The 17,586-nt window shown below is 62.4% G+C and carries 12 protein-coding genes; 1 reads left to right on the top strand and 11 read right to left on the bottom strand.

Annotated features, from left to right (window positions below; all coding sequences use genetic code 11):
- Window positions 1-10: 10 nt before the first annotated feature.
- The 5 genes from BUS06_RS09915 to BUS06_RS09895 all read right to left on the bottom strand — a co-directional run bounded on the left by BUS06_RS09915 (window position 11) and on the right by BUS06_RS09895 (window position 7,121).
- Window positions 11-1,675 (bottom strand): methyl-accepting chemotaxis protein, encoded by a 1,665-nt coding sequence (locus BUS06_RS09915; RefSeq protein ID WP_074266007.1) that lies wholly within the window; start codon window positions 1,673-1,675, stop codon window positions 11-13.
- A 405-nt stretch (window positions 1,676-2,080) separates the two neighbouring features.
- Window positions 2,081-3,661, bottom strand: a complete 1,581-nt coding sequence (locus BUS06_RS09910; protein WP_083611386.1) for a serine hydrolase domain-containing protein — start codon at window positions 3,659-3,661, stop codon at window positions 2,081-2,083.
- Window positions 3,662-3,736: 75 nt separating this feature from the next.
- Window positions 3,737-4,795, bottom strand: a complete 1,059-nt coding sequence (locus BUS06_RS09905) for an ornithine cyclodeaminase (protein ID WP_074264107.1) — start codon at window positions 4,793-4,795, stop codon at window positions 3,737-3,739.
- Window positions 4,796-4,828: 33 nt separating this feature from the next.
- Window positions 4,829-5,947, bottom strand: a complete 1,119-nt coding sequence (locus BUS06_RS09900; protein ID WP_074264106.1) for a succinylglutamate desuccinylase/aspartoacylase family protein — start codon at window positions 5,945-5,947, stop codon at window positions 4,829-4,831.
- 244 nt (window positions 5,948-6,191) lie between these two features.
- Window positions 6,192-7,121 (bottom strand): LysR family transcriptional regulator, encoded by a 930-nt coding sequence (locus BUS06_RS09895; protein WP_074264105.1) that lies wholly within the window; start codon window positions 7,119-7,121, stop codon window positions 6,192-6,194.
- A 258-nt stretch (window positions 7,122-7,379) separates the two neighbouring features.
- Here BUS06_RS09895 and BUS06_RS09890 point away from each other — a divergent pair, with 258 nt between their 5' ends.
- Entirely contained in the window at window positions 7,380-8,579 is a 1,200-nt protein-coding gene (locus BUS06_RS09890) for a porin (RefSeq protein WP_074264104.1), read from the top strand.
- 134 nt (window positions 8,580-8,713) lie between these two features.
- On the opposite strand, the gene BUS06_RS09885 is transcribed toward BUS06_RS09890, so the two are convergent.
- The 6 genes from BUS06_RS09885 to BUS06_RS09860 all read right to left on the bottom strand — a co-directional run bounded on the left by BUS06_RS09885 (window position 8,714) and on the right by BUS06_RS09860 (window position 17,214).
- Window positions 8,714-10,606 (bottom strand): dipeptide ABC transporter ATP-binding protein, encoded by a 1,893-nt coding sequence (locus tag BUS06_RS09885; RefSeq protein ID WP_254368806.1) that lies wholly within the window; start codon window positions 10,604-10,606, stop codon window positions 8,714-8,716.
- Window positions 10,603-11,433, bottom strand: coding sequence for an ABC transporter permease (locus tag BUS06_RS09880; protein WP_074264103.1), 831 nt, complete (start codon window positions 11,431-11,433; stop codon window positions 10,603-10,605). Before BUS06_RS09880 ends, BUS06_RS09885 begins: the two co-directional genes overlap by 4 nt.
- The gene (locus BUS06_RS09875; protein ID WP_074264102.1) at window positions 11,434-12,375 is read right to left on the bottom strand and encodes an ABC transporter permease; all 942 of its coding nucleotides are present in this window, start codon (window positions 12,373-12,375) and stop codon (window positions 11,434-11,436) included.
- Between the two features lie 8 nt (window positions 12,376-12,383).
- Window positions 12,384-13,895, bottom strand: a complete 1,512-nt coding sequence (locus BUS06_RS09870; protein ID WP_074264101.1) for an ABC transporter substrate-binding protein — start codon at window positions 13,893-13,895, stop codon at window positions 12,384-12,386.
- A gap of 377 nt (window positions 13,896-14,272) precedes the next feature.
- Entirely contained in the window at window positions 14,273-16,093 is a 1,821-nt protein-coding gene (locus BUS06_RS09865; RefSeq protein WP_074264100.1) for a sensor histidine kinase, read from the bottom strand.
- Window positions 16,093-17,214: an ABC transporter substrate-binding protein gene (locus tag BUS06_RS09860; RefSeq protein ID WP_254368803.1), complete on the bottom strand. Its 1,122-nt coding sequence runs from the start codon at window positions 17,212-17,214 to the stop codon at window positions 16,093-16,095. Before BUS06_RS09860 ends, BUS06_RS09865 begins: the two co-directional genes overlap by 1 nt.
- Window positions 17,215-17,586 lie beyond the last annotated feature (372 nt).

Genomic DNA, 17,586 nt, shown 5'->3' with positions numbered 1-17,586 from the left:
GGCCCCCGCGTCAGACGACGAAGCGTGTGACGGTCTGATCGAGCGTTTCCGCGCCCTGCATCAGCGTGGCGCTGGCCCGCGCAATCGTGTCGCAGGCGCTGGCGGACTTCTCGGTTTCTTCGGCCACCTGCTGGATCGCGGCACTGACCTCGCGGGCGGCGATCAACTGCTCGTCCGCGCCGCAGGAAATCTCCGAGATCGCGTGTGTCGTCCGGCTCACGCCGTTGACGATCTTGTCGAAGGCTTCGCCGGCCTGCTTCGAGATTTCGCTGCCCTGAGCGACCCGTTTGACCGATTCGTTGATCAGCTTCGAGATTTCCTTGGTCGCCTGCGACGAGCGCTCGGCGAGCTTGCGCACCTCGTCGGCCACTACGGAAAAGCCGAGCCCATGTTCGCCCGCACGCGCTGCCTCGATGGCGGCGTTGAACGCGAGCAGATTGGTCTGGCTGGCAATCTCGCCGATCACCTTGATGATCTCGCTGATATCTTCGGATGACTTATTGATCAGCTCCATCGCTTCGATCGAGCGGGTAATCGCCTTCGCGCCGCGCTCCGCTTCCTGCTGGGTATCTTTAGCGAGGTTGTCGGCGCTGCGCGAGTTGTCGGCGATCGAATTGATCGATGCGGTCAGTTCTTCGATCGACGCGTTCATCTCCTCGACAGTCGCGCCAAGCAACTGCGCCCCGCTTGCCACCGTGTTGGCACGCCCCGCGATATCCTGCGACGAGGCGGTGAAGCCGCCGGCCGAGTCGACCACCTTGCCGATCACGCCGCGCAGATCGTCCATCATCCGCTTGATGCCGCTCGCAAGCTGGTCGATAGGCTCGGTGCCGGCCACTTCGACGCTGCCCGTCAGGTCCCCCGCGGCGGCCTTGCTGACCACCTGCAGGAGCGCCTCGACCTTGCGTTGATCGCTTTGCGCGCGGCGCCGGATCTGCTCTTCCAGCGCGACCTGGGCCGTCACGTCGGTCGCGAACTTGATCACCTTGCAGAGTCGCCCACCGACATCGAAAATCGGGTTGTAGGTAGCCTGAATCCACACTGCACGGCCGCCCTTGCCCACGCGCTTATAGCGGCCTGCATCGAATTCGCCGCGGTTCAGTTTCGCCCAGAAATCGCGGTATTCCGCGCTCGCGGTATACGCCTCTTCGCAGAACATGCGGTGGTGCTTGCCCTGGATCTCATCGAGCCGGTAGCCGAGCGTATCGAGGAAGTTCTGGTTGGCCGAGAGCACGTTGCCCGAGAGATCGAATTCGATCACAGCCTGGGCGCGATCGACCGCGCGCACCTTGCCTTCGTATTCGGCATTCTGCTGGCGCGCCGCGGTGATATCCGTGGCGAACTTGATGACCTTGTAGGGTTTGCCGGCGGCGTCGAATACCGGGTTATACGAGGCGTTGATCCAGATTTCGCGGCCGCCGCGGCCCACGCGCTGATACTCGCCCTGATCGAACTCGCCGCGGGCGAGCTTCTCCCAGAACAGACGATAGGCGGCACTGTCCGCGTAAGCGGCCTCGCAAAACATGCGGTGATGCTGGCCACGAATCTCGTCGAGCGTGTAGCCCACGGTCTTCAGGAAGTTGTCGTTGGCGTGCAGAACGATGCCGTGCAGGTCGAACTCGATGACGGCCTGAACACGATTTAGCGCGGCGCTGACCGCACTGAGTTCGTTCATTTCCAGGTGCCGCTCAGGCGTTGAATGTTCCACTTCGTTCTCCTCGTTGAACGGGCGAAAAAAACAAAACACGCCGACGCTCCTCTCGCGGGGAGGGAGTCCGGTCATGCTTTCTCTCAGGAATATATTTAGTGTGCCGTGCCAGAGAAGCGCCTCCCTGCAGGCGATCTTAAGGTCGCCGCCCATGCGCTTCACTAGCACCGCATCCGGTATATCGGCAGGAAAAGATGCCAGCTTTATATCGGATTAACCCTGAATTTGCGAAACGTGAAGTTTTTTTGCTTTTGTTCCGCTGCAATCGTTTGCGGGCACGTTTGAGGCAAACGACCAGGTCCGAAGAGTGGCTTTGAAAGCGGTGACGTGGTATTGCGCGGAAATTCCGGGTTGCGCGGTTTGGAAACGCGTTTACACGCCGTTCGCTCGCGCCTGGTCGTCGAGAGTTCCGGTGACATCGTCGTGACGCAACGCGCCGCTGTTGATATTCACTCCACGTTTGAAGACGACCTCTCGCCCCGAAAACTCGCAGACGACCGTATCGCGGAAGGCCGTTTCCGCAAAGATCCACGTCATCTGCAGGCGCGCCGGATCGAGCCAGCAGGCGCGTGCCACCACCGGGCTGCCCAGCAGGCGATACCCATGGTGCAGATCGCGGCCGGGCATCTCGTTGGGGCCTTCAATCCAGCGCCCGAAGCCGGCAACGATCGTATGTTCGCCATCCGCATCGGACAAGCGCAACGTGCATTCGCGCTCGCTGAACTCCAGTTGCAATGTCTGCATGCCCTGCGCATTCGGCTGCATCGTGAAGCGCATTTTCTCCGTACGAGCACGCGAAGTACCGCCTGAATGCGCATCCGGACCAGCGAGCAAGTACGGGGCTTTCCATGCTACCGGCGCATCTTCCCGTTGCCATTCGACAAGCCGTGCCTTGAGTCGCGCATCCGCGGCGTGACCCGCAACGGGACCATCGCGGAAGACTTCACGGAACGCGGCCGGAAAGTAACGATCCACATAAGGCATGAGCTTCCCGCTCCCCTTGATCGCACCGGTAACTGCGAGCGTGACACCGTGCGCGGGAAATACCAGGGCCATCTGCACAAATTTTCCGATCGCGCTGTACATACCGTCTGGGCGCGTCCACCAGTGGTATCCATACCGTCCTGATTCGACGTGTGAACGGGTCGCGTTCGCCACCCACTGCTCCGGAAGCAGCCGCTTGCCTTCCCAGATGCCGCCCTGTGCATGCAGGATGCCGAGTTTGAGCAGGTCGACGGTTTTGGCCGTGAGTCCGTTGCCGCCAGGATTGATGCCATCAGGGCCGATGTCCCACGTTTCACCCGTGATGCCCAAAGGTTCGAGCAGCCTCGGCTTAAGGTAATCGTGCAGCGTTTGTCCCGTTACGCGACTCAATACCGCCGACAACATATAACTGGCCGCGCTCGTGTACAGGAACGATCCGCCCGGCTGCTCAACGATAGGGATCCTGAAGAATGCTTCGATCCAGCTCGTTCCCAGCACGCGCCATTGTGCGCCCGAGGTCTCGCCGGCGTGACCCACACGCATGGTGAGCAGGTCTTCGAGCGTGAGGGCCGCGAGCCGGTCGCTCATGACCGCGGGAAGCGCGTCCGGGAAAAACGACACCACCTTGTCGTCAAGGCCGAAGCGTTTTTCTTCCAGCGCGAGGCCGATCGCGCAAGCGGTAAAGCTTTTGGCAACCGAATGCAGGTTACGCGGCCGGTCCGCGCGATACGGCCAGCGCCATGCCTCCACCACCACTTTGCCGTTACGGTGGATCATCAACGAATGCAAGTCGAGTTCCGCTGCTTCGACGGCGTCGAGAAATGCAATGACGGCGTCCGCGTCCACGCCCATCGTCGATGGCTCTGCGCGGCTCAAGCCATCCGCGTACGCGCCTTGCTGAGCGCCATGACGGGCATCGCCCGCGCCGGCTGAAGCCGCTACGCCCCGATCAAGAAGAGAGTCTGACATTTTGTCTACCGATTGCATTGGGCCGTTGAAACATCGCGAGGACACCGATGGGACATTTCGAGCGAACACTACGCGTTACGCGTGCAACACTTCGCGCTGCGTAGTGTACGACGCCGACACGGGAACGACGAACTGATACAGGTCCTTGGGATTCGCCGGCGCCGGAATCAGTTCGATCTGCTCACCGATATCGCGGGCATCGCTCACATCGCGCAGATAGCGCAGCGCCGAGAAATCCTCGAGCGCGAAACCGACCGAGTCGAACACCGTCACTTGCGCATCGCTTTCCCGCCCGGCAACCTCGCCCGACAGCACGCGCCAGAGTTCAACCACCGGAAAATCGGCAGGGAGCTGCTGGATATCGCCCTCGATTCGCGTCTGCGGCTCGAACTCCACGATCACCCGGGCGCCTCTCAACACGTCGGCGTGCAGTTCCGTCTTGCCGGGACAATCGCCGCCAACCGCATTGATATGCATACCCGGTTCGATCATGTCCGGTGTCAGGATCGTTGCGTTGGTCTTGTCCGCTGTTACCGTCGTGACGATATCCGCGCCGCGCACGGCCTCGGCCGCACTCGCCGCGCGGATGATCTTGAGGTCTTTCAGACCAGACAGGTTATGGATCAGTTTGTCGGTTGCCGCGGGGTCGATATCGAACGCGCGAACTTCGCTCACGCCAAGCATCGCCTTGAACGCCAGCACCTGGAATTCACTTTGCGCACCGTTGCCGATCAACGCCATCGATCTTGACGCAGGCCGCGCGAGTGCCTTGGCGACCAACGCGGACGTCGCGGCGGTGCGCAATGCGGTCATGATCGTGAATTCGCTCAATAGCACCGGAAAACCGGACTCGACCTCCGCCAGCACGCCGAATGCCATCACCGTCAGCATATTGACGTGGGTATTCTTCGGGTGCCCGTTGACATACTTGAATCCATAGAGCGTGCTGTCCGAAGTCGGCATCAGTTCAATCACTCCGCCCGGGACATGGTTAGCCACCCGCGCCGATTTCTCGAACTCGTTCCAGCGCAGATAATCCGCGCGGATATAGTCCGCCATCGTCGTGATGAACGCTTCCGCGCCGATCGACGTCACCAGCTTGCGAACATCGCTTACGTCAATATATCTCGTCATTTTGTGTTCACTCTCATCAACGTTCGAAGAACCTCATGCGCTCAGCAGATAGCCGGAGCGGATCACTTCCTCGCCCGACACGCGCCCGAGCGGATCGCCCTGCCGCACATAGCGGACGTCTCTTCGCATATAAAGGATGCCGGCGGTACGGCTGCAGATTGCGGTGCGCGTACCGTCCGTCGTATCGACGATCACGAACATCTGCTGACCGGCGCTGACGCGCGCACCGGGCTCCACGCAGTGCAGCAGGATGCCCGTGACCGGCGCATAAAACTGTTCGCTGCCGGCCAGCGGCGTTGCGGGGTAAGCAAGCGGCGGCAGCGGTTTGACTTGCGCTTCGATCGCGCCGTACCAGGTCAGGTAATCGAGAATCGCCGCCGCATCCTTCCGGGCCAGTTCGTCGTTGACGTCGCGCTGACCGCGATGCTCGACCGTAATCGCCGTGCTTCCATGCGCGATCGGAAAGCGTTCATTAAAACGTTGCTGCAGTTGCCACCATGTGAAGCTGTGCGCCTCATCGAACGATTGACCACCCGAGTCGACGGCCAGCAGCGAAGCGCTCGCGCCAAGATAGCGGGCCAGCGGCTCCGCCTGCTGCCAGAGGGCCTCACCCGTGTAGAGATGCAGCGCTGCTTCCCGCGAGCAATGCAGATCGAGAATGATGTCTGCATCCAGCGATAGCAGCATCAACGCGCGCTGCAGGTCGTCGAAGGTCTGGCGAGGCTGTTGCGCGAGCAACAGATCACGCCAGGCCCGGCGAATCGTCGCGACGTTTTTCTTTGCGTCGCCGCCCAGTTCTCCTTCGACCGCTTCAGCGATTTTCCCTGCGAGAAGCGGGAAACCCCGATTGAAGTTTCGGCCGCTCGCCAGATCGAACCGCCCGATCGGATAGCCGAGCACGACCTGCGCGAGGCCGATCGGATTGGCCGTGCTGACCAGCACGACTTCGCAGCGCAGGCGGCCCTCTTTCTCCAGTTGCTGAAGCTCCTCCTGGAGGGTCAGCGCGACCAGCATGCCCGGTATTTCATCGGCGTGCAGGCCAGCCTGGATATAGATCTTCTTGCCGTAAGTCTGGTCGCCGAAATGATGCGAAACCAGCTGATGCGCGGTGCCGTCCGAGGCAGCAAGCAGGCGGTGTTTAGCGCTGTGCATTTAGAAAATTGTCCTGTGGTTCATCGACAGGCTGCGACGCTCGTGACTCATACCGGCTGATGCCCCAAGTGCGGCGTTGCGGCAAAGACGCCTGATGAGCCGGAGAAGCCGGATAAACCGGACACGTCGAAGCATGGACATGATGCTACGCGTCGCAACAGGCCTGCAGAAGCCTGGTCGGGGTTATCGTGATCGATAGATCAGATCACCCCCGAAATCGCCCTGAATCCGTCTGCCAGGCGGTTCAGGACTCGCTGTTACGCGACACGCCGCGCTTTAGACGCGCATACGAAACCAGCATGCTCGATAACTCGTGCGCGATCCCCGTCAGCGGAGAATTGCTGCGCCGGATCAGGCTGATATCGCGCGGCTGGAAGGTCTCGCGAATCGGCACCCGGATGAGCGATCCCGAGAACAGCTTGTAGTCGGCGAGCACGCCCGGGTCCATGGTCAGATAGTCCGTTTCGCACACCAGGAACAGCGATTCGAGCAGGGTCTCCGCGGTAATGACGATCTTGGGCATGCCCAAGCCATTTGCCGCGAACATGCCCACCAGACGATTCGCCGCAATGCCGACAACGCCCTCGCGCTTGAAGCCCACCCATTCGCAATCGGTCAGTTCGGCAATCGACGTGGCGCGAGCCATTGGGTGACCGGCGCGCGCCAGGATCGCCGGCGCGGAGCGATAAAGCCGGTCGATATGCAGATCCACGTCGTCGAACTCCGGCGCAAGCGGACACAGCGCGAAATCGAGGCGTCCATCGCGAATCCGTTCAATCAGCATTTGCGACGACCCGCTCGACAGATGCACGAGCACACGCGGGAACGACGACATGAAGCGCGTGACCACCGGCACCAGCAACTCGGCAAGCGGTTCGGAGGTCAGGCCCACGGCGATGCGTCCCGACGGTTCGCCCTCCAGTTCACGCATGTCCTGATCGATGCGCTCGCAATCCTTGAGGATCGACGACGCACGGGCCAGCAACTTCTCCCCGAACGGTGTGAGGCTGATGCCTAGGTGCGAGCGCGTCAGCAGCGGCACGGCCAGTTCCGCTTCGAGACTCTGGATCGCGTGGGTCAATGCGCTCTGCGCGATATCGAGCGAGCGCGACGCGGCCCGGAAACTGCCCTGCTCGACCACTGCGCAAAACACTCTGAGCTGGCTCAACGTCATGTGATCACCTTATTCGATTGCATTTCTTAAAGGTCCTTAGCAACTCTTTGGCACGTGACTAGCACGTCTTCGACACGCTGCAAATGCGGGTCTCTCTTGTGATCTTCCGATTAGATCGCGATGCCAAGGATCGGTCTTCCGGGTCAAAAAATAGCCACATAGGATTTGCCGCAACCCGTGCTTAAGCGCAGGTCTCGCTGCACTGCTGTTTACCTGAGTTCACACCACTTGCATCCGGCTCCGCCGAGGACAAATACGATGAAAAAGACCATACCCATGATCGCCGCACTCGCCGCGTTCTCCAGCGTTGCGCATGCGCAAAGCAGCGTGACGCTTTACGGGCTGCTCGACACTGGTATCGCGTTCAACTCGAATGCCAAAGGCTCCCAGCAGTACTCGCTGGCCTCCGGCAACCTGCAGGGCGACCGTTGGGGCCTGCGCGGCACAGAAGATCTCGGCGGCGGCCTCGCCGCGATCTTCCGCCTCGAAGGCGGCTTCGCCATCAACAACGGCACGCTCGGCCAGGGCGGCGATCTGTTCGGACGCAAGGCCTACGTCGGCCTGTCGAGTCCCTATGGTACCGTCACCCTCGGCCGCCAGTACGACCCGCTCGGCGACTACGTCGGCAGCTTCGAATCGGGCAATGCCGAAGAGCTCGTGACCGCCACCGAATGGGGCAGCATCTACGGCGCACACCCGGGCGACATGGACAACTTCGACAACTCCTACCGCATCAACAACTCGATCAAGTTCGCGAGCCAGAACTATGGCGGTATCACCTTCGGCGGCATGTACAGCCTCGGCGGCAAGGCAGGCGATTTCACCGAGGACCAGCTCTTCGGCGTAGGCGCCGGATATCACAATGGCTCGCTCAGCCTTGGCCTCGTCTATGAAAAGGCCAAGGATCCGAACTACTCCGTGTTCGGCACCAACCCGAACGCCAACTCCTCGACTTCGACCAGCGCCCTCAATATGTCAAGCCCGGTGTACAGCGGCTTCGCCTCGGCCGGCGCGTGGCAGGTGATCGCAGCGGGCGCCGCATACCGCATCGGCAATGCGACGATCGGCGGGACCTACAGCAACGTGGCCTTCCAGAACCTCGGCAGCGAAGCGGGCGCTGGGCTGAACCCAGAACATCTGACCGGCACCGCAAGCTTCAATATCGGCGAACTGAACTTCGCCTATCTCGTGACCCCTGCCCTGCAGCTTGGCGTGGCCTACACCTATACCCGTGGCGATTCGGTCGGCAGCATCTCCGGTGCTACGTACAACCAGGTGAACCTCGGCGCGAACTACTTCCTGTCGAAACGCACCGACCTGTATGTGGTCGGGATCTACGAACACGCGAGTGGCGAAGATTCGACCGGCAAACAGGCGGTGGCGGCGATTACCAATCTGTCGAACTCGTCGACCGACAAGCAGGCGGCCGTCGTCGTCGGCATTCGACATCGCTTCTGACGCTTCATTCAAGCTACTTTCTCGAAAGAGGTGCCGCTGGGCACCTCTTTTTGTCGCGTTGGCTGGCACGTTGTTTTGTGCCGCTTTTGCTTCGTTGCTTTGCCTCGTTCATTTCGCAACGCCTAGCGCTGCGTTCAGGTGCCCGCGTATAGCGCGACTCGATGCCCTGCATTACCTTGCCCCACCTGAGTGAGAAGCGGCGCGCCTTTCTCCGGCCTGTCGGGATCGAAATAGCGATCGTCGGCAAGACGCGGCGCAGGCACCTCGCGCGACAGCACCTTGAAGCCATCCGTGCGGTTGCCGCGCAACTCAGGCACGGCTTGCAGCAGGCGGCGCGTGTACGGATGGCAGGGGTCGTCGAAGACCGCGTCACGCGTGCCTTCTTCGACCAGATGTCCGCGCAGCATCACCAGCACGCGGTCGGCGATCTGTTCGACCACACCGAGGTCATGCGAAATCAGCAAACAGGCGAAGCCGTACCGTGCCTGTAGCGCGACGAGCATATCGAGCACCTGCTTCTGCACGGTGACGTCGAGCGCCGAAACAGGTTCATCGGCAATGATGACTGCGGGACGGCTCGCAAGCGCCCGTGCAATCGCCACGCGCTGACGCTGTCCCCCGGACAACTCGTGCACGAAGCGCCGCGCATGATCGGAGAGACCCACATCCGCCAGCGCGGTGGCGACGCGCTCCGCACGTTGCGCTGCATCGAGACTATGGTCGGCCCTTAATCCTTCAGCCACCAGCGAGCCGACCCGCATGCGCGGATCGAGCGACGAATAGGGATCCTGAAAGACGATCTGGATCGCCCGACGGGCAGCCTGCAGACGCTTCGCACCGGCGTCGAGAAACTGCTCGCCGTTCAGCAGCACATCACCCTCTGCCGGTGTGACCAGGCCGAGCACGGCCTTGGTGAGACTCGTCTTGCCGCTGCCCGACTCGCCGACGATCGCCAGCGTCTCGCCGGGCCCAACGCTGAACGAGGTGCGATGGACAGCCCGTACGCTACGCTTGCCGCCAAACCAGGCCGCGAAGCCGCTGCGCGCGGTCGAATAGTCGATAGCGACGTCGCGCACTTCGAGGATGGGTGCAGGAGCCGCAGCAGCAGCCGGCGCGGTTTCAGCAAGCGCGGAATCGCGCAACGCCACGTCAACCGGAGGCAAACGTCGCGGCAACGCATCGAGCAAGGCCAGCGTGTAATCGTGCGACGGTCGCGATAATACCTGGTCGGCCGGCCCGGTTTCGACGGCGACACCCGCACGCATAACCAGCACCTGCTCCGTGTAAGCCGCCACCAGCGCGAGATTGTGGCTGATGAAGATCAGCGCGGTACCTTCCTCGCGGGTCAACTCCGTCATCAGATCGAGGACTTCCTTCTGGACCACGCAGTCGAGCGCGGTGGTCGGTTCGTCCGCGATCAGCAGTTTGGGGCGCAGCAACATCACGGCAGCCAGCATGATGCGCTGGCGCATCCCGCCTGAGAACTCATGCGGATAACGCTTCATGCAGCCTTGCGGATCGCGCACGCGCACGCGTTCGAGCATAGCGACGGCCTGTGTCCACGCTTGCGCGCGCGGCACGTTGCGGCGTCGCACGAGCGCCTCGGTCAACTGCTCGCCGATCCGGAACGCCGGATTCAGCGAGACCATCGGCTCCTGAAACACCATGCCGATACCGATACCGCGCGTGCTTCGCCACTGGGCCGGCGTCTGTTCAAGCAGCGGCTGACCCGCGAAACTCACGTGGCCCCCCATGATCTGCGCGGCATCCGGCAGCAGGCCGAGCAAGGTCTTGCCGATCAGCGTCTTGCCGCTGCCGGACTCCCCGACCACAGCCAGTGAACGGCCCGCATCGAGATCGAAGCTGACGCCGTGCACGACCGGCTTCGCCTTATCGTCAGGACCACGAAATCCCAGCGTCAGATCGCGCACGCTGAGGAGCGGTTGATGAGCCGATCCCGCGGCTGCTCGCACCGAACCGGAAGCCGCCAGGGACTCCATCGCAGAGGCAGAGTGGCGCGTCGTCATTTGGCTCCTCCGTTCATGCGCGGATCGAGCAGGTCGCGTACCGCGTCGCCCAGCATGTTGATGCCGAGCAGCGCGAGCGAAATCGACATGCCGGGGAAAATCGCCAGCCAGATTGCGCGGTCGATGGCGTTGCGGCTATCGGCGAGCATGCCGCCCCAGGTCGGCGCGGGCGGCGGTACGCCGAGTCCCAGAAAGCTCAGCGCGCTTTCGGCCAGCAACGCGGACCCGAATAGCGAAGTCGAGAAAATCAGCAAGGGGGCGACACAGTTCGGCAGCACATGACGGCAGAGTGTCCACACCCCGCCGTTGCCCATCGCTTGCGAAGCGACCACGAAATCGCGGCTGCGCAACGACAGCGTGCCACCGCGGGCGAGCCGTGTCACCGAGGGCGTGTACGCAAGGCCGAGCGCCAGCACCACCGACCATTTGGAGGGCCCAAGCACGGTCATGATGCCGAGCGCCAGCAGCAGGCCAGGAAACGCCATCAGCGCATCGACCAGCACGAGCACCAGACGATCCAGCCAGCCTCCTACATAACCGGACACGGTGCCCAGTGCGGTCCCGAGCGCGAGCGCGAACAGCACCGAGCCGATGCTGACGGTCAGGCTGACCGCTGCGCCGGCCATGATGCGCGAGAGCACATCGCGGCCGAACTCATCCGTACCGAGCCAATGGTGGATGCCGGGCGCCGCATAGCGCGTGACCAGATCGACATCCGTCGGATCATAGGGCGTGTAGACAAGACCCAGCAGAGCGGTCACGACCAGCAGCCCGACCAGCACTGCGCCGATCGCCAGATTGAAGCGTTTGAAGGAGCGCAGTTTCATTTAAAGCTTCATCCGCGGATCGAAAACCGGATACAGCAGATCGACAACCAGATTGACGAGCACATACAGCAACGCAATTACCAGCAGGCAGGCCTGCACTACCGGGTAATCGCGCGCATAGATGCTCTCGACCAGCAGACGTCCCATGCCCGGCAGCGTGAACACCGTCTCGATCACCGCCCCGCCCGCCAGCAGATGGCCGAGAATCAGCCCGACTACCGTCAGCGCGGGACCGAATGCATTCGGCAACGCATGCCGCAACAGCACGCGTGGCTCCGACAAGCCTTTCGCACGCGCATGCGAGATGTATTCGAGCCGCAGCACTTCGAGACTGCTCGCCCGCATCATCCGCGTCAGCACGGCGATTTCGCCGAGCGCGACCGCGATCACCGGCAGCACCAGATAGCGCACCGTACCCCACCCCACCTCGCTAAACGATTCGAAGCCAAACGTAGGCAGCCATTGCAGCTTCACACCGAACAGCCACATCAGCAGGATGCCCACCCAGAAGCTTGGCAGCGACACGAGCAGGATGCTGGTCAGCACAATCGCCGGATCGGCCCGGCGGTTTTGCGACCACGCAGCAAACAGTCCCGCGGGAATAGCAATCAGGCTGGCGAGGAGCGTGGCGGACAGCACGATCTCGGCGGTCACCGGGAAGGTGGTGCGGATCAGTTCAGCCACAGGTTGGTGCCGCACGATCGACATACCCAGGTCGCCATGCGCCAGATGCGTCACCCACAACACAAACTGTTCGGGAACCGAACGATCCAGCCCAAACTGATGACGCAATTGCGCGAGCAGCGCCGGATCGTTGACATCGCCGAGCATCAGCGAAGCCGGATCGCCGGGAATCGCCCTCATCATGCCGAACACGAGCAGCGTCACGATCAGCACGGTCGGCACCGCCATGGCGATGCGTTTGATCATGTAGGAGAGCATCGCGTTACCTAGTCCTTGCTCACATTGTAAAAGCGCATGCGCCGCATCGGCCACGACGTCAAACCGTGCAGACGGCTGCTGACCAGAATCAGATCGGGTGTGTTGTACATGCCAAGCAGCGGTACGTCGGCAATCATCATCTGGTGCAGACGGTCGAAGGCCTGCTTGCGCGCCGTTTCGTCGCTGACGCCTTGCAGGCTGTGCAGCAGCGCCAGAGCGGCGGGGTTCTCCCACTGCGCCATCGGCGTCTTCGACTTGTCGCCGAGCACGTCGCCGAACATCAGCGCGGGATCAATGCGTGCGGAATAGGCGAAGGACATCAGCTGAAACCGGCCCGCGCGGAAGTCGCTGACCTGCTTGCTCCATTCGACGACATCGAGCTCGGTGCGGATCCCCGCCTTCGTCAGCAGCGACTGCACGTAAACCGCCAGCGTGTACATATGTTCGAAGCGACGGCTCGTTTCCAGCTTCAGCGTCTGACCGTGGTAGCCCGCCTGCGCCAGCAGACGTTTGACCTCCGGCAGGTTCTTCGTATAACCGGTCGCGTCGATCGTCGAGTACAGTTTGTTGGCATCGGGAATCAGCGACGGGTTGTAGTGCCCGTGCCCATCCGTGACCGCATTGACGATGCCGGGCAGATCGAGCGCGAGGGCAATGGCGCGACGCATACGCACATCCGCGAGCAACGGGTCGCGGTTCTGCATCAGCAGCACGGCAGGATCGGCGCTCGGCCCTTCGACGAGATGCCAGCGCGGATCGGGCGGCAACAAATTGTTTTCGTCGATCGTCATGGCGTCGATCTGACCGGCGGCCAGCGCGGACTTCTGCGCGGCCTCATCGGGAATCACGACGAAACGCACGTCCGCGTACGCGATCTTGGTGCCCGCGCCTCCGCTGGATGGCTCGGTACGCGGGCGGTATTGCGGGAACCGCTTGAGCAGCACGTACTGGCCGTGCTTCCAGTCGGCGAAGACATAGGGACCGGTGGCAACCGGCTTCAACCATTTGCCGTCACTGTCGACGCTAGACGGATGCAGCACCGCCAACGGACAGCGCGGGTCGACCATCTGCTTCAGGAAGAGCGCGTAGGGGCGGTCCAGTTCGAACACGACGGTCTCGGGATCGGGAGTCGTTACCGCCACGACTTTCACGCCGCGGGCACCGTCGAACACGCTGCGGCACTCGAAGCCCGAACTGCGTTTCATCAGGAACCCGAAACTCCATTTGACCTCGGCGGAGGTCACCGGCGCGCCGTTATGAAACAGCACGCCATGCCGTAGATGAAACGTGTAGGTCTTGCCGTCTGGCGAAATGTCCCAGCTGTCCGCGAGCATCGGCGCCACGCTCAGATCGGCACGCAGTGCGACCAGCGATTCGACCACGTTGCCGAGAATATTGTCGGTGGCGGTGTTACGCGCCACGTTGCCGGGCATCGAGGTGGGTGTGTCCTCGCCCTCGGCAACCCTGATCTCGTGCGTGACCGTCTGGGCTGGCGGCTGGCCTGTCGCCTCGCTCGACACAGTCTCAGTAGACGAAGAAGACGCCGACGCAAATGAAGTTATGACACAGCTCGCCAGCAGCACGGCTGTCTGGAGCAAACAGCGGCAGAAACGCATCCCGCGATCGGTCACAAACGGCACTCCGCGAAGATCTGCCCACGGCAGGCAGGCGTGAGATCGGGGCTTGGCGACGCATCGGGCACGCACGCTTGCGGGAAGGGGTTGAGCCGGAACATCAGGTCTCCGCGTTTTGGGTATCGGTCTGGTTGAGTTGCGAAACATCGACCACTCGGAGCGATCCTAAGCACAGCGCGCGAGCCAAGGAAGTCACGACATAATATCGTGATCTGTTTTTTAGATCACCCGGCTCCAAGCGTGTTGCCCCCGCTCGAGGCCCCTCAGCCAGACGGAACGACGGTTCTCTCCCCCACGTAGAGGCGAATCACACAGCCGGCTGAGGCCGTGCTTTCGACATGCAGCTCGGCGTCGATCAGGCGGGCCCGTTCGGTCATGCCCAGCAACCCGTATGAATAACCTTCGCGAGCAGCCGCAACGTCGAAACCTTGCCCGTCGTCACGTATCGTCAGTTCGATCGCGCTGTCGACATTGCGCAACGTCACGTCGACGCGCGAGGCCTTCGCGTGACGGGCAACGTTGGTCAAGGACTCCTGCACGATGCGAAAGATGGCCGTCGCAGAGGGATCCGGAAGATGCGGTTCCGGGCCCTCGAGGTGGAAGTGGCAAGGAATCTGCGCATAGCGCGTGAAGTCGTGGGCCAGCCACTCCAGCGCCGAGGCGAGACCGAAATTGAGCGCGGCAGGACGCAGATGGCTTGCCACACTGCGCACAATGCCAATGGTTTTTTCGACCAGCTCGCGCATGCCATCAGCCTTGCGAAGGGCAGCTGAATCGTCCGCGAGATGCATTCGCAGCAGCGATACATCCATTTTCAAGGCCGTGAGCAACTGACCGAGATCGTCGTGAATCTCCATGGCAATACGCTTGCGCTCTTCCTCGCGGATCGCTTCCAGATGCGCGGAAAGCTGCCGCAAGCGCTCGCGCGACACCCGCAGTTCAGCCTCGGTCCGCTTGCGCTCGGCCACTTCGCGCTCAAGCTGGTCGCGATGCTGCTGCAGGTTTTCGACGACGTGCCTGCGGGCCGTCACATCGCTCATCAAGCCCTCCAGAACGGCCGGCTCGCTCCCCTCGACGCTGACACCGCGCGCGTTCAGTTCTACCCAGATCGGGACGCCATCCAGACGCATCAGGCGCAGTTCGAAGCCGACGATCTCGCCCTCGGCGCGCAGCACCTCGAACAGCGTGCGAGTTTGCGCTGCATCGAACGGCAGTCCGTACAAGGCAGCCGCGCCTGCCGCCATCAGTTCGTTCGGGCTGCGGTATCCGAGCAGCTGCGCCATGGCGGGGTTAGCTTCGGTGAGCCTGCCGCTGCGCTCGAGCAGGAAGATGCCCTCAAGCGCATTTTCGACAATGCTGCGGTACTTGCGCTCGTTTTCGCGCAGCAAGGTGGTGGACTGGCGCAGCCGTTCCGCCATCGAGTTCACCCGTGTGGCGAGCCGCCCCAGCTCGTCGCCGGATTCCACCACGCAGCGCGCCAGCAGGTCGCCGCCGGCGATGCGATCGACCATCTCTTCGAGACGATTGATCGGCCCGCGTACCATGCGCTTGAGCAGCACGAACGTGACGATATAGAGCGCGGCGACGATGGCCGCCACCGTCCAGAGGATCGACCGGCGCGCCGCGCCGATGGCCTGCTCGGCCAACGCTCGCGTGTAGACCAGCCGCACCTCGCCGATCTGCTCGCGCGGCGCATCGCCAGGCGGGGTGAATTCGATTGGCCGGACCCGTACCACGGTATCGGCGCGTTCGTTCGCCGACGGCCCCTTCACCGTGGACACGACACCGTAATTCGTCGCCGTGACGGTGTATTCGACGAGCTCGGGGTTGGGCGCAAGCGCCTGAAGCTGCTCGTCGATAGCCGCGCGGTCGACGTTCCACAACGGCTGCGCCAGCGAACGGCTAAGCAGATCCGCAACCCGCGAGGCACGTTGTTCCAGTGCGCTTTCGCGCCGGTCCCGTTCGTGCTGGGCCACGACATAAGCCGAGCTGCCCGCGACGATCGCGACGAGAACCGCAAGCGCGAGCATCAGCTTGGCGTGCAGGCCCAGCGAATGCAGCGCATGGCGCGGAGAAAGGTGCATCACGAGAGTGTCGGGACGGTAGTCAGGAGCCGTTGCAGGCCGAAGTCGTAAGGACCCGGGCTTGGGTAGAGGCACTTCGAGTACACGCCGAAGTTCAGCGACTGTCCATGAGCGAACACGGCGTCATAGTATTGCGCAGCGTTCGCGCGGTGGATCACGCGCAGGAAGTCGAGCTTCTGGCGCACGCCTCCGGACGCGGCAAAGTCCTTGCCGTGATGATAGTCGTAGAGCAACACCATCGCCCATGCCCCGATGAAATAGTCGCCTGCCACCATCGCGGCCAGCCCGCCGTCGACGATACTCTGCAAGGCTTCCTGCAACGCCCCCATGCCGCCCACCAGAACATGCGCATGCCGCTCTGTGACTGCGCTCATGGCGCCGAGCGCCATCGCGTCGTTGGCGGCCCAGATCAGGTTGGCCTGCGGATAGCGCGCCAGCAATACGCGGGCTTTTTGCGCGCTATCGGCATAGCTCCAGTCGCCGAACACCAGTTGGCAGGTGTGCGCGTCCTGCTCGCGGGACAGGAACGCATCGACGCCCTGGGCACGCTCGAGCGACACCGGCGTGTTGGGATCCCCCGTGATGCCGATCACCTGCGCGCCGGCCGGACTCACGCGCTGATAAAGGTATTGCATCAGGCGATAACCCGCTTGCGCTGCGTTCGCCGTCGCTGTGCCGATCCAGTTGGCGATGTCTTCCCGTTCATTGCCGATCGCCCGGCGCTGGCCCGGAGTGAGGTCATTGTGGATCAGCAGGACCTTGGCTCGCGAACCTGCCAGCGCGGTCAGCATCTGAGCGGCGGCCATCTTCTCGTTGACGATGACCACATAGTCGGGGGCGTCGGCGCGCGCTGCGACCTCTCTCGCCTGACGCACCATCAACAGGTGATCGCGTTCGGCGTACAGGACCTCCAGCTGCATACCGAAGGTTTTGGCGGCCACCCGCATGAAGCGGGAAACGAGTTGCCACTGCTGTCCGGTGCCGCGTTCGACGGCTTCGCCAGGATTGAGAAAGACCACGCGGGGCGCCGGGCCGGATGCGAAAGCGGGACCGGCCATGCATAGCAGGCTGGCGTTCGCCAACGCGAGTAGCGCTGCTCTACGTTTGACGGGTCGGTCCACGGCGTCTCACCTTTATAAGCCCCGTAATGTACTACGGACATGCTCCCCTTAAATATGACTCCACTCCGCCCATTTTACGGTTTGCCGGAATGCCGCCAATATTCGCGCCATAGTCCACGGGCCACGGCTGACGCCTTCGTCGTGCCTCGCCTGGTTTGCTGCTGGCACGACGGCACGGCTCGAAGCGTTATTGTCAGATCAATCGACAGTCGAATCCCCGGCTGGCGTGGACGCCATGGCCGCAGGCCGACTGCTCCGCAGACAGGCTGCATTAGGAATTTCCTGACATCAAAATCGGCATAAATGCCGGGAAATTCTTCGTATTGCCCGACTTGGACCAAAAAGGTCTGGCGCTTACGATCAGTGTGCAAC

Origin of the sequence: Paraburkholderia phenazinium (genome assembly GCF_900141745.1) — a bacterium.
Lineage (GTDB): Bacteria > Pseudomonadota > Gammaproteobacteria > Burkholderiales > Burkholderiaceae > Paraburkholderia > Paraburkholderia phenazinium_B.
Note: the sequence above shows the minus strand (reverse complement) of the source record. Positions and strands in the feature narration are given on the sequence as shown.